The organism is Candidatus Aeolococcus gillhamiae (genome assembly GCF_016464765.1).
Classification (GTDB): Bacteria; Chloroflexota; Dormibacteria; order Aeolococcales; family Aeolococcaceae; genus Aeolococcus; species Aeolococcus gillhamiae.
This window is the reverse complement of record NZ_JAEKNS010000007.1, coordinates 1-17,373: the sequence shown is the minus strand read 5'-3', so window position 1 is coordinate 17,373 and position 17,373 is coordinate 1. Positions and strand designations below refer to the sequence as shown.

Sequence of the window (17,373 nt, the reverse complement as noted above, 5' to 3'; positions counted from 1 at the left end):
CCCTCTAGTTGACCTCTGCGGTGACCCGTTCGAGGGCCCAGGCGGCGGCCTCCCTCACGTCGGCGTCGGAATCCTGTGCCGCGGCCCGCCGCAGCGAGGCGGCGGTGGCAGCCACCCCGGCGTTGCCCAACGCGATGGCGGTGTTGCGGGCCAGGCGAGCCCGCCCGGTCCTGGCCACCGCGGTCCCCGCGAAACGCTCGGCAAAACCGCGCTCGTCGAGCTCGAGCAGCTCGACCAGGTCGGGGGCCGGGACCGGCCCCTTTCGTCCGTGCTTCGTGTCGGCCAACGGCGGCGGGGCCAGGCGGTGGTTGATCGGGCAGGCCTCCTGGCAGAGGTCGCAGCCGAACACCCAGGTGCCCATCAGCGGCCGCAGCGCGTGCGGGATCGGGCCCTCGTGCTCGATGGTCAGGTAGGAGATGCAGCGGCGGGCGTCGATCACCCCGGGAGCGATGATGGCGCCGGTCGGGCAGGAGGGCAGGCAGGTGGCACAGCTCCCACAGCCCTTCTTCGACGGCGCGTCCGCCGGCAGCGGCAGCGACACGGCGATCTCGGCGAGGAGGACGTAGGAGCCGGCGGTGGTGGTGAGCAGCCCGGCGTGCTTGCCAGTGAAGCCGATGCCGGCACGTTCTGCGACAGCCCGGTCCATTGCCCAGCCGTGGTCCACGAAGCGCTTGGCCCGCACCTCGGGCACGCGCTCCCGCAGCCAGGCGACCAGCTCGTCGCAGCCGCGCGCCAGGACGTCGTGGTAGTCGACGGCGTCCGGCTCGCCGGGCTGCTCGAGCAAGGCGTACGCGGCCATGCGTCCGCGCGGCGTGCTCCCCTCGTGCTCGGCGGCTCCACGCACCGGCCGGTACGGCCAGGCCAGAGCGATGATGCTGCGCGCCCACGGGTAGCGTGGGCCGAGGTCGGTGCTCGCGGCGACGCGCTCGGCGGTCATCCACGGCATCCCCTCCATGCGCCCTGCCGCGATGGCGTCGAGCCCGTGCCGGCGCGCTTCCACGAAAGGCTCCACGCCGGTGACGCCGAGCGCGCACCAGCCGCTCTCCAGCGCATGTGCGCGCAGCTCCTCGCGAAATGCCTCCCACCGGCTCACGCCGACGAGTATGCCGCCACCCGTCGCCGAACCCGGCCGGTACCATTCCGCCCTTGGCGCCGTGGGTTCGAGCTTGTCGAGCAGGGGGAGACATGCGAGCACGTTCGCGGGACGACACATGACCGTGGCGATGCGCGGCGACGGTGCGCCCGCGACGATCGGCGGTGACGCGCTTCTGGTGACCGCTTTCACCGGTGAGCTCGGGCCGGCCGCCATCGAGGTCGACGGCAGGCTGGACGGCGAGCTCACCGCCATGCTGTCGTCGCGTGAGCTCACCGGATCATTCGGCGAGGTGACCGTGGTCAACTCTGCCGGCGGCATCGCGGCGCGGCGCGTTGTCGTGCTCGGTCTTGGCGACAGGAACCTGCTCGACAGCTTCCGGCTGCACAACGCCTACACCCTCGCCGGAGGCGTGCTCCGCCGCCGCCGCCTCACCCGCCTGGTCCTTGCGGCTGATGTCTCGCTGGCGGAGACGGCCGTGCCCGACACCGCCGCATTGCTGCGCGCCATGGTGACCGGCGCGCTGGTCGCCAACCACGAGGCCGGGGTCAACAAGAGCGAGCCGGACACGGCGCCGCTCATCGACGAGGTGGTCGTCGCCGGTGTGGACGGTGACGCCGGTGATTCGGTGGACATCGCGCTCGCCGAGGCGGTGCTGCTCGCAGAGTCAACGATGCGCGTGCAGCGCTGGGCGAACGCCCCGGCGAACACGTTGACGCCGACGCAGTTGGGCGCGGACGTCGTCGAGCTGTGCGCGGGCACCACACTGACGGTGGAGGTGATGGACCGGGCTGCGCTGGAGTCCGCCGGTGCCGGTGCGTTGCTCGGCATCGCCCGCGGCAGCGACGAGCCTCCGGTGATGATCGTGGTGCGTCACCAGGGCGCCGGCACGGACGCGCCGACGCTGGCGCTGGTCGGCAAGGGAATCACCTTCGACACCGGCGGCATCTCCATCAAGCCCGCGCTGGGCATGGAGTCGATGAAGTTCGACATGGGTGGCGGCGCAGCGGTGCTGTCGGCGCTGCATGCGATCGCAGCGCTGCAGGTGCCCTGCAACGTGCTCGGCATCGTGCCCGCGACGGAGAACATGCCCGGCGGCCGCGCGCTGAAACCGGGCGACGTGGTCAGCGCGATCGACGGCACCACTATCGAGGTGGTCAACACCGACGCCGAGGGCCGTGTCGTGCTCGCCGACGGCCTGGCGCTGGCGCGTCAGCTGCGCGCGACACACATCGTCGACGTGGCCACGCTCACCGGGGCCGCGCTGATCGCCCTGGGCCACGTCAACGCCGCGCTCATGAGCAGCGATCGGGCGCTGACGCAGCTGGTGCTGCGTGCCGCTCAGCAGGGCGGTGATCGTTTCGCCGAGCTGCCCATGAGCCCGGAGTACGACGTCTGCCTGCGCAGCGAGGTCGCCGACGTGCGCAACTGGGGCGGCCGCGAGGCCGGCGCCATCAACGGCGCGGTGTTCGTGCGCGCTTTCTCGGGCGGGCTTCCCTGGGTGCACCTCGACATCGCCGGCACCGCGTGGAACGATCAGGCCAGCCTCAAGGACATCCCCAAAGGGCCATCCGGAGCGCCGGTGCGAACCCTGGTCTGGCTGGCCCGCCTCTTCGCCCGCGACTGACGCGCGCGGCGGCCGTGCCTGCAGTGGCGCCGCGTACGATGATTGGGTGAGCGCGCCCCGGCTGCTGGCGATCATCGGGTCAGGCGAGACGGCGCCGACGATGACATCCGTGCACGCCGCGCTCTTCGAACGTGCCGGCCAGGGGGTGAGGGCGGTGATGCTCGACACTCCCTTCGGCTTCCAGGAGAACGCCGACGAGATCGCCGCGCGCACTGTCGCGTACTTCCACGACAGCGTCGGTCACGACGTCGAGGTGGCCTCGTTTCGTGACGCGCAGACGGCGACACCGCTGGAGTACGAGCGCATGTGTGCGCTGCTCGCCGAGGCCGGCTGGGTGTTCGCGGGACCGGGCAGCCCGACGTACGCCCTCCGCCAGTGGAGCGGAACGCGCGTGCCCGAGCTGCTTGCAGGCAAGATGACCGGCGGCGGCGTGGTGGTGTTCTCCAGCGCGGCTGCGGTCGGGCTCGGTGAGGTGGCGCTGCCCGTGTACGAGATCTACAAGGTCGGTGCCGCCGCGCAATGGGTCGCGGGCCTCGACCTGGTGCGCCACGCCGGGCTCCGCGCCGCGGTCATCCCCCACTACAACAACGCCGAGGGGGGGACCCACGACACGCGCTACTGCTACATGGGGGAACGTCGTCTGCGCGTGCTCGAGGCGAGCCTGCCCGAGGGCTGCGGCATCCTCGGTGTCGACGAGCACACCGCCTGCATCATCGACGTCGCGGCTGCGTCCCTGAGCGTTCGCGGTCGGGGTCGTGTCACGTGGCGAATCAATGGTGTCGAGAGGCACTGGCGCGCCCCGGAGGAGGTGCCGCTGCAGGAGGTGACATCACCCACCGGCACCGCGCCCGCCACCGTTGCGCGCGACGCCGCACCGCCACCGACGACCACCGCTGACATCGAGGGCGCGGATCCCTTCATGGAGGAGGTCAACGATCAGCGTCACGCCGCCATCACGGCGCTGGCGGCTCGCGACCCCGACGGCGTGGCCGCGGCGATCCTGGCGATGGAGACCGCGGTGCACGACTGGTCGAGCGACACGCTCCAGTCGGACGGGCCGGATCGCGCGCGCGAGGCGCTCCGCGAACTGGTGGTTCGTCTCGCCGAACTGGCGCGTGCCGGGTCAGTGACGCCGCGCCAGCGGGTTGCGCCCTTCGTGGACGCGCTGCTGAGGCTGCGCGAGCAGGCCCGCGCGCAGGGGCGTTTCGCCGACGCCGACGCGCTGCGCGAGACGCTTCTCGCCAACGGCGTGGAGGTGCGCGACTCGGCGGCGGGCTCAACGTGGGAGATGGAGACCGCGCGTCGCGGCTGACGGGCGCCGGCCGGCCACCGCCTAGGACGAGACGCTGTAGTTGATGGTCACTGTGACCACGAGCCGCTCGCCGCTGGCGCCGTAGCACAGAGAGGGCGGCGACGTGGTGAGCCCGGATACCTTGCCGAGGTGCACAGCCGCCGCGGCCGCCGCCAGCACCGCCTGATCGCGTGCCGTCCTGGTGGCGTCGTCAAGCGCGGTGGCGATGTCGCCGCTGCTCGGCGTATTGAACTGGGTTCCGAAGGCGCTGTAGGTAGAGATGTGCGACGCGCCACCCGCGTTGTCGGCGGCGTCGACCGCTGCGCCCAGCTGTACGGGATCGGTGGAGCTCACTGTGATCACTCCGCTGGCTGCGGGCGGTGCCGACTGACCGTTGCCGGAGTAGAAGTACCCGTTCTGGCCGATCTGGACGGGCGCCACCGTGATGTCGGCCGAGGGGATGCCGGCCGCCCGGATGGCGTTGTCGACGGTCACCTCGCGCGCCTGGGCGTCGGTCACCGCGGCCTTGTAGGTCGGCCCTGTCCCCGACACCTGGATGGTCAGCTGGACGCCCGTGGGCTGGTCGGCGGCGCCCACCGTGGCCATCCCCTGGACCTGGATCTGGCCGTTGGCGACCTGCGCGCTGCCGCCGCCCCCACAGGAGTAGTAGTTGAACGGATAGAGCGAACCAGACAAGCTCGCCGGTTGAGCCAAGCTCGCCGTCTTGGAGCCCAGCGTGGGGTTGAGTGGCGCAGGCGCTGCTGCCGAACCCTGCCCGTTGCTGGCCGCGCCCTGGCCTGCGAAGGGAATGAAGAGCGAACGTCCCGACACCCCGGCGGCGGACCCTAGCCCCCCGCTGGTGGTCACGCTGCTTCCGCGCAGGGTGACCACCAGCGCGGCGGTGGCGGTGCCGGTCACACACAGCGCCGCCGCGGTCACTGCCGCGATCAGCCCGACGCGACGGCGCTGGTGCTGCAGCGCCGGGACGGAGGTGTCCAGCGTGCTCTTCCGCGGCCGCGGGTAGTTGGTGAAACGCTGCAGGTATCCCTTCAGGCGGCTCTCGAGTGGGTCGTCGTCGATGGGTTCAGTCATCACCGAGCTCCTTACGCAACTTGCTCAGCGCGCGCGAGAGATGTGAGGTTGCGGTGCCGGTGCTGCAACCCATGATCGCGGCGCACGCCGCCACCGAGTGGCCGTGCTGGTAGTGCAGGGTGATCACCGCGCGCTGGCGTGTCGACAGCGTGCCGTAAGCGCGGTCGAGGTCGACGTAGCGGCCGTCATACCGCAGGTGGTCGGTCGCCGCGGCGAGGCGTGGGTTGTCGGGGGTGTTGCGCCACCGCATGACCCGCAGCGAGCGCCTCTGCGAGACGCAGTGGCGCACGCAGATGGTGGTCAGCCACGCGCCTGCCCGGTCTGGTTGCGCCAACCGACCCCACGATCGCCATGCGCGCAGCGACGTCTCCTGGAGCGCCTCCTCCGCCTCCAGCGGGTCGCGAAGGATCGAGAACGCGATGCCGAAGAGCCGCCGCTCCTCGCGCCGGAAGATCGACTCGAAGTCGGCGCCGGCGTCGCCGCCCAGCGACTGATCAGCCATAACCGGGGCGGCCAGCGAAAGGGCGGCGGTCGTCATGACAGTTAAGACAGCGGCCGGCTCTGAATCGATTACACGCGGTCCGCACAAGTTTGGCGCCCGCGGTTGGGCAATCCCGTCAGGCGGCGAGCGTCAGCCGCGTCGCGTCCTGGGCGATCCGCTCCAGCTCGGCGTCCCGGCCCTGCCACATCATCGAGAGCATGCGCACGTCCCCGCGCAGCGACCACAGCGGGTGGCCGAACGACGCCGGGTTGTTCTTCTCGATGACGAAGTGGCTGAACCAGGCCACGCTGTAGGAGATGACCGGCAGCCCTGCGATCAGAGCCGGGCGGCGGGTGACCACGCCGGTCAGCGCCGTGGCGGCGCCGAGATGGGTGCCGGCGAAGTGGAACCAGCGTGTCGCCCGCTTGCTGTGCTGGCTGACGTACCAGGGGAAGAATGTCTCGAAATCGGTGAACTCGCGCGCCATCGCTGTCCTCCTTGGGGGTCCATCAAGGGTACCGCCGGGCACGCACTCGCCGCCGCCCGCGGCTCGGCTCAGGTGACCCCGACGGTGCCGGCAAACGCCGGTCCGATCACCGCGTTCCCCTGCTGAGGCACCAGCTGGACGTGGGTGTTGCCGCGGTGGCTCAGCCTGAACTGGATGGTGATCCCGATCGTCTCCTGGCCGGTGAGCTGGCCGCCGCAGACCCGATTGCCGCTGGCAGTGACATGGTCCAGGCCTTGGAAGTCGGCGGAGGCGAGCGTCGCGCCGTCACCGCTCATCACCACGCACACCGGGTAGATGATGCTGTCGCCGACGTTGTCGAGCGCGATGTTGGCCTGCACGGTGTGTCCCGCGGCCACCGTCTGGGGCAGCTGACCGGCGATCTCCGCGCGCGGCGCGCCCCCGCTGCTGAAGAGCGGGACGATGACGGCGACGAAGGCCGCGGCGGCGGCCAGCGCAACCAGCAGAAACCGCGCCGGGCGCGGCATGGTGACGATCGCGTGCCAGACAGCTCGGAGCGCGCCGCGGGCGCGGCTGGAAGTGCCGCTCATCCGCCGCGGTCAGATTGTCGTGGGCGGCTGGTACTCACCGAAGACGTCGCGCAGCGTGCCGCAGATCTCGCCGAGGGTGGCATCGGCGCGCACCGCGTCGAGGATGGCCGGCATCAGCTCACCGTCGCCGGCGGCGGCTGCGTGCAGGCGCTCCAGCGTGCTCAGCGCAGCCGGCTGGTCGCGGCGCTCGCGATGGGCACGCAACCTCTCCAGCTGTTCGTTGGCGGCGCGGTCGTCGGTGCGGAAGATCACCGGCGGCTGCGGCTCCTCGGTCTCAGTGTGGTGGTTGACGCCAACCACCACCTTCTCGCCCGAGACCACCGCGAGCTCGGCGCGGTACGCCTCTTCCTGGATCTGCTCCTGCATCCATCCCGACTCGATGCACGCCACCGCGCCGCCGCGCTTGTCCACCTGCTCGAGCAGCGCGATGGCCCGGCGCTCCAGCTCGTCGGTCAGCCATTCCACGAAGTACGAGCCGCCGAGCGGGTCCACGGTGTTGGTGACGCCGATCTCCTCACCGACGATCTGCTGGGTGCGCACGGCGATGCGCTGCGCCTTTTCGGTGGGGATCGACAGCGCCTCGTCGTAGCAGGAGAGAGCCATCGACTGCACCCCGCCGAGGGCGGCGGCGAGCGCCTGGATGGCGGCGCGCACGATGTTGTTCTCCGGCTGCTGCGCGGTCAGCGTCGAGCCCCCGGTCTGGGTGTGGGTGCGCAGCATCAGCGAGCGCGGGTCGGTGGCGCCGAAGCGCTCGCCCATCACCCTGGCCCAGAGCCGGCGCAGCGCTCGGTACTTGGCGATCTCTTCGAAGAAGTCGGTATGGGTGTTGAAGATCCACGACAGCTTGGGTGCGAAGTTGTCGACGGCGATGCCGCGCCCGACCACCGCGGCGACGTACTCGCACGCGTTGGCGACCGCGAACGCCATCTCCTGCGGTGCTGTGCTCCCCGCCTCGCGGATGTGGTACCCGCTCAGGGAGATGGCGTTGAACCGGGGGACGTGGCGCGCGCAGTGGGCGATGAGGTCGGCGGCGAGGCGCAGCGAGGCGCGCGGAGGATAGATGTAGGTGCCGCGGGCGACGTACTCCTTCAGCACGTCGTTCTGGGCGGTGCCCATCACTGCGTCGCCGGCCACGCCCTGGCGCTCGGCGGCGACGATGTACATGGCGACGAGCACCGGCGCGGGCGCGTTGATGGTCATCGAGGTGCTCACCGCGTCGAGCGGGATCTCCGCGAAGAGGTCCTCCATGTCGGCGACGGAGTCGATGGCCACGCCGACCTGGCCCACCTCACCGGCGGCGCGAGGATCGTCGCTGTCGAGGCCCATCTGGGTGGGCAGGTCGAACGCCACGGAAAGGCCCTTCTGGCCGTTGGCGAGCAGGAAGCGGAAGCGTTCGTTGGCGTCCCGCGCGGTGCCGTAGCCGGCGTACTGGCGGATGCTCCACAAGCGCCCGCGATACATGGTCGCCTGGATGCCGCGTGTGAACGGGGGCTCGCCGGGGAAACCCTCCGCGGCGGCGGCATCGTGGTCCTCGAGCTGGGCGGGGCCGTAGAGCGGCTGCACCTCGATCCCGCTGCCGGTGGTGAACGACTCCTTGCGCTCGCCGCCGGCCAGGGCGCGCGTCAGCGCGCGCTCCTCCCAGCGGCGCTGCTCCGCGGCGTAGTCGCGGTCCTTGCGGGCGACGCCAGGCACCGCTGCGGTCTCTGAGATCACGCCGCCAGCATACTTCGGCTCACCGAGCGCGCCGCCAGTCGGCGCCACGGAGCGCGCGCTCAGCGCGTGCTGACCAGCAGGGCCTGGTTGGCGGTCCCGAACCGGCCGGTGGCGTCGAACAGGGTGCTGGTGGCGAGCCCGGCACCGCCGGGGCCGATGCGGGTGCGCGCGTCGAGGCAGACCCACTCGCCGGCGGGCTCGCGGAATATATGCACGCTCAGCTCGGTGTTGATGAACACGTGGGTCTCCAGCGGGAGCTCCATGCTCACCCCGTTGCCGGAATCGGCGGCGACCAGGACGCGGGTGAGCGGTGAGGGCTCCTCCCCGTCGACGAGTGCACCGTTCATGCGCATCCACACGGTGGCCGGCCCCGGGCTCAGGAAGTCGCCGGCCGCGACGCGCCACTGCACGGCCGAGAAGTAGCTCGGCCCGCCCCACGGGTCGAACTCCGCGGACGGTGCCGCCGCGTCCGGGCCCGCGAACACGCCCGGCTCCGCGGCCGACTGCTCGGCGGAGGTGTCCACGCGGCGGATCCGCCAGGCGCGGGCCACCGCGATGTCGCCGTCCTCGTCGCTGAGGGTGGCCTCGGCCAGCTGCACGCGCTTGCCCGGCCGGGCAAGGTGCGCCTCCGCCGTCACCACGCTCAACGGGATGCTGCGCAGGACCTCGACGGTGAAGCGCGCCACCATGAACCCGTCGGCCGGCTCGAGGGCTTCGATGGCGCGCCCGAGCAGCGCCGCCGGTGGGCCGGCGTGCTGGTAGCGCGGGTCCCAGGGACCCCGCGTCCACTCCGTGGAGACGAAGCGGTCGCCGTCGGGAACGTAGAAGGCCATACCCATGCCGACACGATTCTGGCGGGCGCGGATCGGCGGGCGCCGCCCGCCCCTGCCAGACTCGCGCGACATGTCCCTGGAGATCAACGACGAGCGCGTCCACGCCGCTGCGGCCAGGCTGCACGAGGGCGGCTGGAGCTACTCGCCGCTCCAGCTCTACTACGCGGTGTGCGCGGACGTCGAGACGCCGCCCACGCGCATCGCCTCGGGTGAGGTCGGTCTTGGAGTGCTGCTCATCCTCATCGGGGCGATCACCGGGCAGCGGATCCTGCTCGCCGTCCTGGGCCTCGTCGGTTTGGCCTTCCTGGCCGTCGGCATCGTGACCCACGTGCAGGAGCGCCGGCCGCTGCCGCTGGCGCGGCTCCTGGCCGTCTCGTATCCCGACTTCGAGCGGCGGTTCCTCGGTGGCGCGCACGCGTACGACGGCCTCGTCGACGCGCCGCCGCCGCCGCCCGCCGCCATCACCGTGGTGGTGTGTGACCGCGCCGCAACGGCCGCCGTGATGCACGCCAACAGCGAACGCCTCGGCGGCGTCGCCGTGGCCATTGCCGCGCAGCTCCCCGACGGCCTGGCGAGATGGCGGGTGATCGTGCTCCACGACTGCGATCCCGCCGGGTGCGCGCTGCCCGCCGACCTGCGCGACCGCGGCGCCGACGTGGCCGATGCGGGCATCAACCCAGCCGAGCTCATGGGCCGCCGCTTGCAGATGATCGAGGGTGCGCCGGCGCGGCTGCCGCGCGACCTCTCCGGCCACCTCAGCACTGCCGAGACCGACTGGCTGCGCAGCGGCAAGCGCCTCGAACTGGGCACCGAGACCCCCGAGCAGCTGGTTGCGCGCGTGCACGCGGCCGTCGCGCCCGAGACGCCCCCTAGCTGAAGTCGACCTGCTGGTCGTCGCGGGCGCCGACGAGGATCGCCATGTTGCCCACCGGGTGGCGGTTCTCGTACATGAGCTGGTGGGCGACGCCGACGTCGTCAAAATCGAAGGTGCGCCGCAGGCACGGGTCGACCAGGCCTTGGGTGACCAGCTCGTTCAATGCGGCCGACTGCTCGTCGTTGGCGAAGTGCGAGCCCTGCAACCGCTTGCTGCGCATCCAGAGGTAGCGCAGGTCGACGGCGGCGTGGTACCCGGTGGTGCCGGCGCAGATCACCACCATGCCGGCGTTGTCGCACACGAAGATCGAGGTGGGGATGGTCGCCTCACCGGGATGCTCGAAGACGATGCGTGGGTTGCGCTTCTCACCGAGGACGTCCCAGATCGCCTTGCCGAACGCGCGCGCGCCGGCCGCCCACTCGCCGTAAGCGTCGTTGTCGCGCCAGTCCGGGGGCAGGCCCCAGTGGTCGAACTGCTTGCGGTCGATGTAGCCCGCCGCCCCGATGCTGACGCAGAACTCACCCCGCTCCCCGCCCGAGGCCACCGCCACCGGGATGCCGCCGCGGGCGCGCACGATCTGGATGGCCTGCGAGCCGAGGCCACCGCTGCCGCCCCAGACCAACACCACGTCGTTCTCGCGCACTGTGTGCGGCTCCCAGCCGCAGAGCATGCGGTAGGCGGTGGCGCCGACCAGCATGTACGCGGCAGCGGACGCCCAGCTCAGCTTGGGTGGCTTGGGCAGGAGCTGGTGGGCCTGGACCAGGGTGAACTGCGCGAAGCTTCCCCAGTTGGTCTCGTAGCCCCAGATGCGTGCGCTGGGAGCGGTGATCGGATCGCCGCCCGCCGTGATGAACGGGTCGGCCATGTCCCACTGCCCGCAGTGCACCACCACCTCGTCGCCGACGTGCACGTTGTCGACACCCTCACCGACGGCGTACACCACCCCGGATGCGTCGCTGCCGCCGATGTGGAAGTCCTCGACGGCTCCGGCCTTACGGCGCGCGGCGATGACGTCGACAGGGCGGCCCAGCGCGGCCCAGACGTTGTTGTAGTTGACCCCGGCGGCCATCACGTACACGAGCGCCTGGCCGGGACCCGGCGTCGGGGTGGGGATCTCCTCGGCCGCGAACGCGTCGCGCGGGTCGCCGTAGCGCTCCGGCCTGATCACCTGCGCCACCATCGTGTCCGGCACCTCGCCGACGGGTGGGTGCGTGGTCAGCCGCTGCGGGTCGGTGCGCCGCTGTGGCCTCTCCGTGGTCACCTCGCTCACCCTCTCCCTCTCGGCTGCCTGGTCGCGCGAACAGGACCTTACACGGGCGGCCCCGCGAGGGCGTTGTCGCTGAGCGCGGGCGAGTGCTCGCCGGCACGTTCGCAGTGACGCCACACCTCCGGAAACGCCAGCGCCGCCAGCGCCAGGCCGACCAGGCAGAGCACGCCGCCGGACACCACGGACACACGCGCCGAGGTGACGCCGGCGAGCACGCCCGCCTCGAGGTCACCGAGGAACGGTCCGCCGACCACCACCATGTAGTACGTCGCGGTGAGCCGGCCGCGCAGCTGGTCCGGCGTCTGGGTCTGCATGATCGTGCTGCGGCACACAGCGCTGACCGAGTCGGCGGCACCCGCGCACGCCAGCAGCACCAGACCGATCCACAGTGAGCCGGCGAAACCGAAGGCGATAATCGACACGCCCCAGAGCGCGATCGCCACCACCACCACCCGGCCGAGGCGAGTCGAGCGCGAGAGCCAGCCGCTGCTGAGCGCGGCGATGACTGCGCCCACACCGAGCGCTGAGTAGAGGTAGCCGAGACCCTGGGCGTTGGTGCGGAAGGTGGTCGCGGCCAGCACGGGGAACACCGCTCGTGGGAACCCGAAGACCATCGCGCAGAGGTCCATGACGAAGGTGCCGAGGATGACCCGTCGCCTGCGGATGAACGCCAGCCCGCGACGGATGGCGGCGAGCGTGGACTCGTGCGCCTGCGCCGACGGTGGCTGAGACGGCAGCAACCACACCGCGAGCATCGCCGCCGCAAAGCTGGCGACGTCGACGAGGTAGGCGGCGGACAGACCGACGTGAGCGATCAGCAGTCCACCGACGGCCGGCCCGGCGATCAGCGTGGTCTGAAACATGGCGACGTTGATTGACAGCGCCCCGGGGAGGCGCTCCTTCGAGACCAGGTTGGGGATCATCGCGGTGCGCGTCGGTGCGTCGAGAGCCGACACCGACGCCGCCGCGGCCACGACGACGAACACGACGACCACAGGCGCGTGCTGGAGCGCGCCGATCAGCAGCGCCAGCGAACAGAGACCGAGCAGCGCCTGGGTCACCAGCAGCAGGCGGCGGCGGTCGAAGCGATCGGCCAGGCCACCGGCGAGCAGCGAGACGCTGATCAGCGGGATCACCTGGGCCAGTCCGAGGAGTCCCACCAGTGCGGGCGACCGCGTCTGGGTGTACACCTGGTACGGCACCGCCACGACGGTGATCTGCCGGCCCACCAGCGACACCAGCTGCCCGGCGGCGAGACGGCGGAAGGCTGGTGACTCACGCAGCGCCCCGGCGTCGACCGCGACGCCCGTCAGTGCTGTCGACAGGCGTCGTCCCGCACTCGGCATCGCGACAGGATATCCGGCTGTGCAGGCACGCTCGTTGCACGCGGCATGAGACGCTGTCTGGCCGATGAGAGGTGTTTCGGCCCGATCAGTACCTGAACGAGCAGCGGAGTGACCATGGCCTCTGCTGGGGACCGAACCTGGGAGGAGCCTGGCGCGCACGCGGTGTCGCCGGGCGTGTTCCGCATCCCTCTGCCCCTGCCCGGCGATGGGCTGAGAGCGGTGAACGTCTACGCGTTGCAGGGAGAGGGCGGCATCACGCTGGTCGACTCCGGCATGAGTCGCACCGCCAGCTGGGATGCGCTCCAGGCGGGGCTGAAGCAGGCCGGCGCCGAGCTCGGCGACGTGCGCCGCGTGCTCGTCACCCACATCCATCGCGACCACTTCGGGCAGGCTTGTGCAGTCCGACAGGCCTCGGGGGCCACGGTGCTGCTGGGCCGCGGCGAGCAGCGCTCGCTGGAGTACATCCTCGACGACACCCAGGGAGATCGCCGCGCTCCGTGGATCGCCCGGCTCCGTCGCAATGGCGCCGCCGAGCTCGTCGACGAGCTTGTCCGTGCGGACGCAGACCGGCAGAGCCCGCCGGAGAGCGAGGGCCTCTGGGAGCTGCCGGACGACTGGGCCGACGACGGCGAGCGCGTCGCGGTCGGCGAGCGCAGCCTGGTGGCGATCGAGACTCCGGGCCACACGCGCGGCCACGTGACCTTCATGGACGCCGCCGCCCGGATCCTGTTCGCCGGTGACCACGTCCTGCCGCACATCACCCCCTCGATCGGTTTCGAGCCACTCGCCGACGGCCTGCCGCTTGCCGACTTCCTGAAGTCGCTCATGAAGGTGCGCGACCTCGCCGTCGACACCGTGCTGCCGGCGCATGGCCCTCCCTTCAACGGGCTGGCGACTCGCGTCGACGAGCTCCTTGCCCACCACGCAGCCCGCCTGGCGGCGTCACGTGCCGCGCTGACCGGTGGCGCGCGCACCGCGTTCGACGTGGCGCGCGTGCTTCCCTGGACCCGGCGCGATCGCCACTACGACGAGCTCGACGGCTTCAACCGCCAGCTCGCAGTACAGGAGACCGCCGCGCACCTCGACCTGCTGGTCAGCGAGGGCACCGTGCGCGAAACCACCGTCGACGGGGTTCGCCGCTACGAGGCCGTCGGCTGACCCGAAGCCGTGCCGGACTCGGCGGCGGCGCGCAGCCGTTCCAGCGTCGTGGTCATCGTCTCCCTGTTGCGCTCACCGCGGTCGCTGATGCCGGTCGCGATCCGTCCCAGCGTCTTCATGAGGCCGCCGCGACGATCCTCGGTGCTTTCCGCGACCCGGCAGACGCCGTCGGCGCCGGGCTCGAAGCGGTACGACCATCGCGAGACCGGGAGGTTGAGCACCGAGCGCACCTCGAAGGTGAACTCCCTGCCCCGCTCGGCGACCGTGACGGTGCCGTGCGTCGACCAGCTGCGCCGACCGTTGCGGTTGTGGCCTGTGAAGGTGGCTCCGACCGCGGGCCCGGTGGCGCCGTCCGTCCACTCAACCCGCTCGCATTCCGGGCTCCAGCGACCTATCCCAGGCATGTCTGCCACAAGGTCGTAGATTGCCTCCGCCGGCGCGGTGATCTCGGTGCGCACGGTGACGTCACCCATCCCCGGGCGCCGTCAGACGGTGATGGCGTTGACGATCTCGGAGCGCAATCCTGGGTACTTGGCGAGGAAATCACGCCGCTCCGCGCGCAGCCGGTCGACGATCGTCTGGTACTCCTCGGAGCGCCCGGTGCGCTCGTAGAGGCGGCGCGGCTGGAGGATCTCGAGGTCGTCGATCCCGGGCAACGACGAGGCCACCTCGTACCCGAAGTCGGGGTCGGTCGTCCACTCGATGGTGCCCTCGGCGATGGCCTTGACCACCGCGCTGGAGTAGGGGATGGACACCTTCTTGCTGTTCTCGTTGCCGGGAGGACCACCGACGCGCCCGGTGTTGAGCAGGAAGACCTCGAAGCCACAGCTGTCGAGGAGCTCGAGGAAGCGATTGCCCTGCTGCTCGTGACGGAGCGGGAAGAAGGGGTTGGTCCCGGGCACGCGGAGGAACTTGCCCGCCTCCTCCTTGCCGCCGGCCGAGGTCCCCTGGGTCTCGCCGAGCATGAAATACGCGGCCGCCTGCTCCCGGTTGAGCCGGGCGACGGCCGGGATGATGTTCTCGTTGCGGTTGAGGATGAGCAGCTGGTTGACCCTGGTGACATCGCGCGCATCGCGGTGCCAGCCGAGCGCCTCCATGCGGAAGACGGCGCGGCCGTTCTGTGTGTACGCGGTGTCGAAGAAGTCGACCTTGCCGTCCTGGTTCATCGAGACGTTCTCGAGGTAGGCCTCGGGCTTGCACACCGCCCCGTGGATGGTCGGCTCGTCCTTGGGGTCGAGCGCGAACGTCTTGGCGAAGCAGCCGTTCTCCGTGGCCACGATGCGGCCGCCCGGGTAGAGCGCCACGAAGTCGTCCTGGACCGGCTTTGACTCGTTCTGGCGCGTGAACGTGGTGGTGGTCTTGCCGGTTCCCGACAGCCCGACGATGAGCATGGACTGCTCGCCCCGCGGGGTTGGGATCACCTTGCAGCCTGCGTGCAGCGAGAGCCCGCCCTCGTCGTAGGTGAGCTTGTTCCACATGCGCAGGCCGCCCTTCTTCGACTCCCCGAAGTAGTCGCTGTTGAGGACCCGGGTGACGCCGTTGTCGAGGTCGACGGCGATGACCCGGTTCTCCGGGTAGCCGGGGGCCTCGAGCGAGGGGGTGTAGATGACGGTGAGCTGCGGGTCCCAGTCCTCGCCACCCTGGTTCTCGTCGTCGAAGTACAGCCAGCGCTGCATGCCGGCGATGTTGGCGAACGCGGCCTCGATGTAGAGGCGCGCGCGCACCCGCCGCTGCGGGTCGTTGCCGATGTAGCCGTCGACCACCAGCATGTCGCGGTCGCGGATGTGCTCGTCCTGGAGCTCCGCGATGTTGCGGCCGACCTCGCGGGAGAGGGTCTGGTCGGTGTGCAGCTCGGGGGAGTCGGTGATGATGTAGGTGCTGCTCTTGCTGCGGGACACAACCTTGGTCTGGACGTTGTAGTTGTCGAACTCGGTCAGGCGCGCGTTGGGCATCGTGGAGGTCAGCTCGCGCAGCTCCTCGGGGCTGGGGTTCCAGCGGAGCGACCGGGCCTCCGGCAGCGCGGCACGCTGGCTCCTCACAACGTCAGTCATGACTCCTCCACGTCCCTGACCTCGCTGCCCTTCCAAGCGCGGCGGGCAACCGAAACGGCCAGGTCCTAACCTCACAGCGACCATATCACAGCGGTTCCAGGCGGGCTTTGGCGAGGAATCCGCTCGCGCAGCCAACGCGTTGCGGCTGCTTCCGGTTGTACGCTGCTGTCATGGCCCAGGCAGCAACGTCCACCTCGCCCGACGCGGTCACCCGCCGTGACACGTCGTGGATCTGGTTCGACGGGCGGGTCTGCGAGTACCAGGAGGCCAGAGTCGGCCTGCTCACCCACGGCCTCAACTACGGGACCGGCGTCTTCGAGGGGATTCGCGCGTACTGGAACGACAAGCGCGAGCAGCTCTACACACTGCGCATGGCCGAGCACTACGAACGCATGCGCGTCAACGCCCGGGTGCTCCAGATGGAGGTGCCCCTCCCCACTGCTGAGCTCTGCGACATCACCACCGAGCTTCTCCGTCGCAATCGCTATCGCGAGGACGTCTACGTCCGCCCGCTCATCTTCAAGTCGGCTGAGATCATCGGCGTCAAGCTCCACGACGTCCCCGAGAGCTTTGCCATCTGCACGGCCCCGATGGGCAATTACGTGGGCACCTCGGGGATCCGCTGCATGGTGAGCTCCTGGCGGCGCATCGACGACACCATGGTGCCGGCCCGCAGCAAGTGCACGGGGGGCTACGTGAACAGCGCGCTGGCCAAGTCGGAGGCGCTTCAGTCCGGCTTCGACGAGGCCATCCTCCTGAGCATGGACGGCCACGTCTCCGAGGGAAGCGCCGAGAACATCTTCCTTGTCCGCCAGGGCACCCTGTACACGCCGCCCCCCAGCGACAACATCCTCGAGGGCATCACCCGCCAGGGGCTCATGCACCTCGCCCGTGAGGAGCTCGGCCTCGACATCGTGGAGCGATCCATCGACAGGAGCGAGCTGTACTCCGCCGACGAGGTGTTCATGTGCGGGACCGGTGCCCAGGTGGCGCCGGTGGTGGAGATCGACCGGCGCCGTATCGGCGACGGCGAGCCCGGCCCGGTGACGATGCGCATCCAGGACATCTACAACGGCGTCGTGAGCGGCGGCAACGACAAGTACTCTGAGTGGCTCAGCCCGGTGTATAGCTAGGGCCTTTTTTCTACTGCCCGCGCCGCCGCCCGTCGCAGCAGCGCGCGCACCCTTCTCTCCGGATCCGGGCCCAGCTTGTCCAGCGCGATCGTCGCCGTGAACAGATCCGTCCCGCCGCTGACGCTCCCGCAGATCGCGACGCAGGGAACACCCACACGCGCGGCTCGCGCTGCGACCTCGGCCGGCGCCTTGCCGGCGGCCGTCTGCGCGTCGAGCCGGCCCTCGCCTGTGATCACGAGTGCGGCCCCGGCCAGCGCCTCATCGAGACCGACCAAGTCACAGACCAGGGCTGCGCCGCCGCGCAGCTGAGCACCGAGCGCGGCCAGCGCGAAGCCCGCGCCCCCGGCCGCCCCGGCGC

At 70.7% G+C, this 17,373-nt stretch carries 17 protein-coding genes; 5 read left to right on the top strand and 12 right to left on the bottom strand.

All coding sequences use genetic code 11. From position 1 onward, the window contains the following. Positions 1–4 precede the first annotated feature (4 nt). Positions 5–1,093: a tRNA epoxyqueuosine(34) reductase QueG gene (gene queG, locus JF886_RS00465; protein ID WP_337308503.1), complete on the bottom strand. Its 1,089-nt coding sequence runs from the start codon at positions 1,091–1,093 to the stop codon at positions 5–7. Positions 1,094–1,211: 118 nt separating this feature from the next. On the opposite strand from queG, the gene JF886_RS00460 reads away from it, so the two are divergent. Then, positions 1,212–2,720, top strand: a complete 1,509-nt coding sequence (locus tag JF886_RS00460) for a leucyl aminopeptidase family protein (protein WP_337308500.1) — start codon at positions 1,212–1,214, stop codon at positions 2,718–2,720. 46 nt (positions 2,721–2,766) lie between these two features. After that, positions 2,767–4,032 carry a CysS/YqeB C-terminal domain-containing protein gene (locus JF886_RS00455; protein WP_337308499.1) on the top strand — a complete coding sequence of 422 codons (1,266 nt, stop codon included), beginning with the start codon at positions 2,767–2,769 and terminating at the stop codon, positions 4,030–4,032. 21 nt (positions 4,033–4,053) lie between these two features. Here JF886_RS00455 and JF886_RS00450 read toward each other — a convergent pair whose 3' ends face one another. From JF886_RS00450 to JF886_RS00425, 6 genes are all read right to left on the bottom strand, one after another. After that, positions 4,054–5,103: an SIMPL domain-containing protein gene (locus JF886_RS00450; protein ID WP_337308498.1), complete on the bottom strand. Its 1,050-nt coding sequence runs from the start codon at positions 5,101–5,103 to the stop codon at positions 4,054–4,056. Then, on the bottom strand, positions 5,096–5,641 hold the full coding sequence (locus JF886_RS00445; RefSeq protein ID WP_337308496.1) for an RNA polymerase sigma factor: 546 nt from the start codon (positions 5,639–5,641) through the stop codon (positions 5,096–5,098). Before JF886_RS00445 ends, JF886_RS00450 begins: the two co-directional genes overlap by 8 nt. Before the next feature lie 79 nt (positions 5,642–5,720). Next, entirely contained in the window at positions 5,721–6,071 is a 351-nt protein-coding gene (locus JF886_RS00440; protein ID WP_337308494.1) for an Mpo1-like protein, read from the bottom strand. 68 nt (positions 6,072–6,139) lie between these two features. After that, positions 6,140–6,640 (bottom strand): hypothetical protein, encoded by a 501-nt coding sequence (locus JF886_RS00435; protein WP_337308492.1) that lies wholly within the window; start codon positions 6,638–6,640, stop codon positions 6,140–6,142. Between the two features lie 9 nt (positions 6,641–6,649). Further along, positions 6,650–8,353 (bottom strand): acyl-CoA mutase large subunit family protein, encoded by a 1,704-nt coding sequence (locus tag JF886_RS00430; protein WP_337308490.1) that lies wholly within the window; start codon positions 8,351–8,353, stop codon positions 6,650–6,652. Between the two features lie 59 nt (positions 8,354–8,412). Next, positions 8,413–9,192 (bottom strand): thioesterase family protein, encoded by a 780-nt coding sequence (locus tag JF886_RS00425; RefSeq protein WP_337308487.1) that lies wholly within the window; start codon positions 9,190–9,192, stop codon positions 8,413–8,415. On the opposite strand from JF886_RS00425, the gene JF886_RS00420 reads away from it, so the two are divergent. Next, positions 9,191–10,063: a hypothetical protein gene (locus JF886_RS00420; RefSeq protein WP_337308485.1), complete on the top strand. Its 873-nt coding sequence runs from the start codon at positions 9,191–9,193 to the stop codon at positions 10,061–10,063. The genes JF886_RS00425 and JF886_RS00420 overlap by 2 nt on opposite strands. Here JF886_RS00420 and ccrA read toward each other — a convergent pair. Together ccrA and JF886_RS00410 are read right to left on the bottom strand one after the other, a co-directional pair. Further along, a complete protein-coding gene (gene ccrA / locus JF886_RS00415) occupies positions 10,056–11,240 on the bottom strand; it encodes a crotonyl-CoA carboxylase/reductase (RefSeq protein ID WP_337308530.1) in 1,185 nt (394 codons plus the stop codon). The two genes, JF886_RS00420 and ccrA, sit on opposite strands and share 8 nt — an antisense overlap. Before the next feature lie 128 nt (positions 11,241–11,368). Next, positions 11,369–12,673 (bottom strand): MFS transporter, encoded by a 1,305-nt coding sequence (locus JF886_RS00410; protein ID WP_337308483.1) that lies wholly within the window; start codon positions 12,671–12,673, stop codon positions 11,369–11,371. 114 nt (positions 12,674–12,787) lie between these two features. Between JF886_RS00410 and JF886_RS00405 the strand changes: the two genes are divergently transcribed. After that, positions 12,788–13,831 (top strand): MBL fold metallo-hydrolase, encoded by a 1,044-nt coding sequence (locus tag JF886_RS00405; RefSeq protein ID WP_337308482.1) that lies wholly within the window; start codon positions 12,788–12,790, stop codon positions 13,829–13,831. Here JF886_RS00405 and JF886_RS00400 read toward each other — a convergent pair. Together JF886_RS00400 and JF886_RS00395 are read right to left on the bottom strand one after the other, a co-directional pair. Continuing rightward, positions 13,813–14,304, bottom strand: a complete 492-nt coding sequence (locus JF886_RS00400) for an SRPBCC family protein (RefSeq protein WP_337308481.1) — start codon at positions 14,302–14,304, stop codon at positions 13,813–13,815. The two genes, JF886_RS00405 and JF886_RS00400, sit on opposite strands and share 19 nt — an antisense overlap. 12 nt (positions 14,305–14,316) lie before the next feature. Then, a complete protein-coding gene (locus tag JF886_RS00395; protein ID WP_337308480.1) occupies positions 14,317–15,882 on the bottom strand; it encodes a phosphoenolpyruvate carboxykinase in 1,566 nt (521 codons plus the stop codon). A 170-nt stretch (positions 15,883–16,052) separates the two neighbouring features. Between JF886_RS00395 and JF886_RS00390 the strand changes: the two genes are divergently transcribed. Further along, on the top strand, positions 16,053–17,015 hold the full coding sequence (locus JF886_RS00390; RefSeq protein WP_337308479.1) for a branched-chain amino acid transaminase: 963 nt from the start codon (positions 16,053–16,055) through the stop codon (positions 17,013–17,015). Here JF886_RS00390 and JF886_RS00385 read toward each other — a convergent pair. Continuing rightward, positions 17,012–17,373 (bottom strand): glycerate kinase (locus JF886_RS00385; RefSeq protein WP_337308477.1); only part of this gene is annotated, 362 nt, incomplete at its 5' end. The two genes, JF886_RS00390 and JF886_RS00385, sit on opposite strands and share 4 nt — an antisense overlap.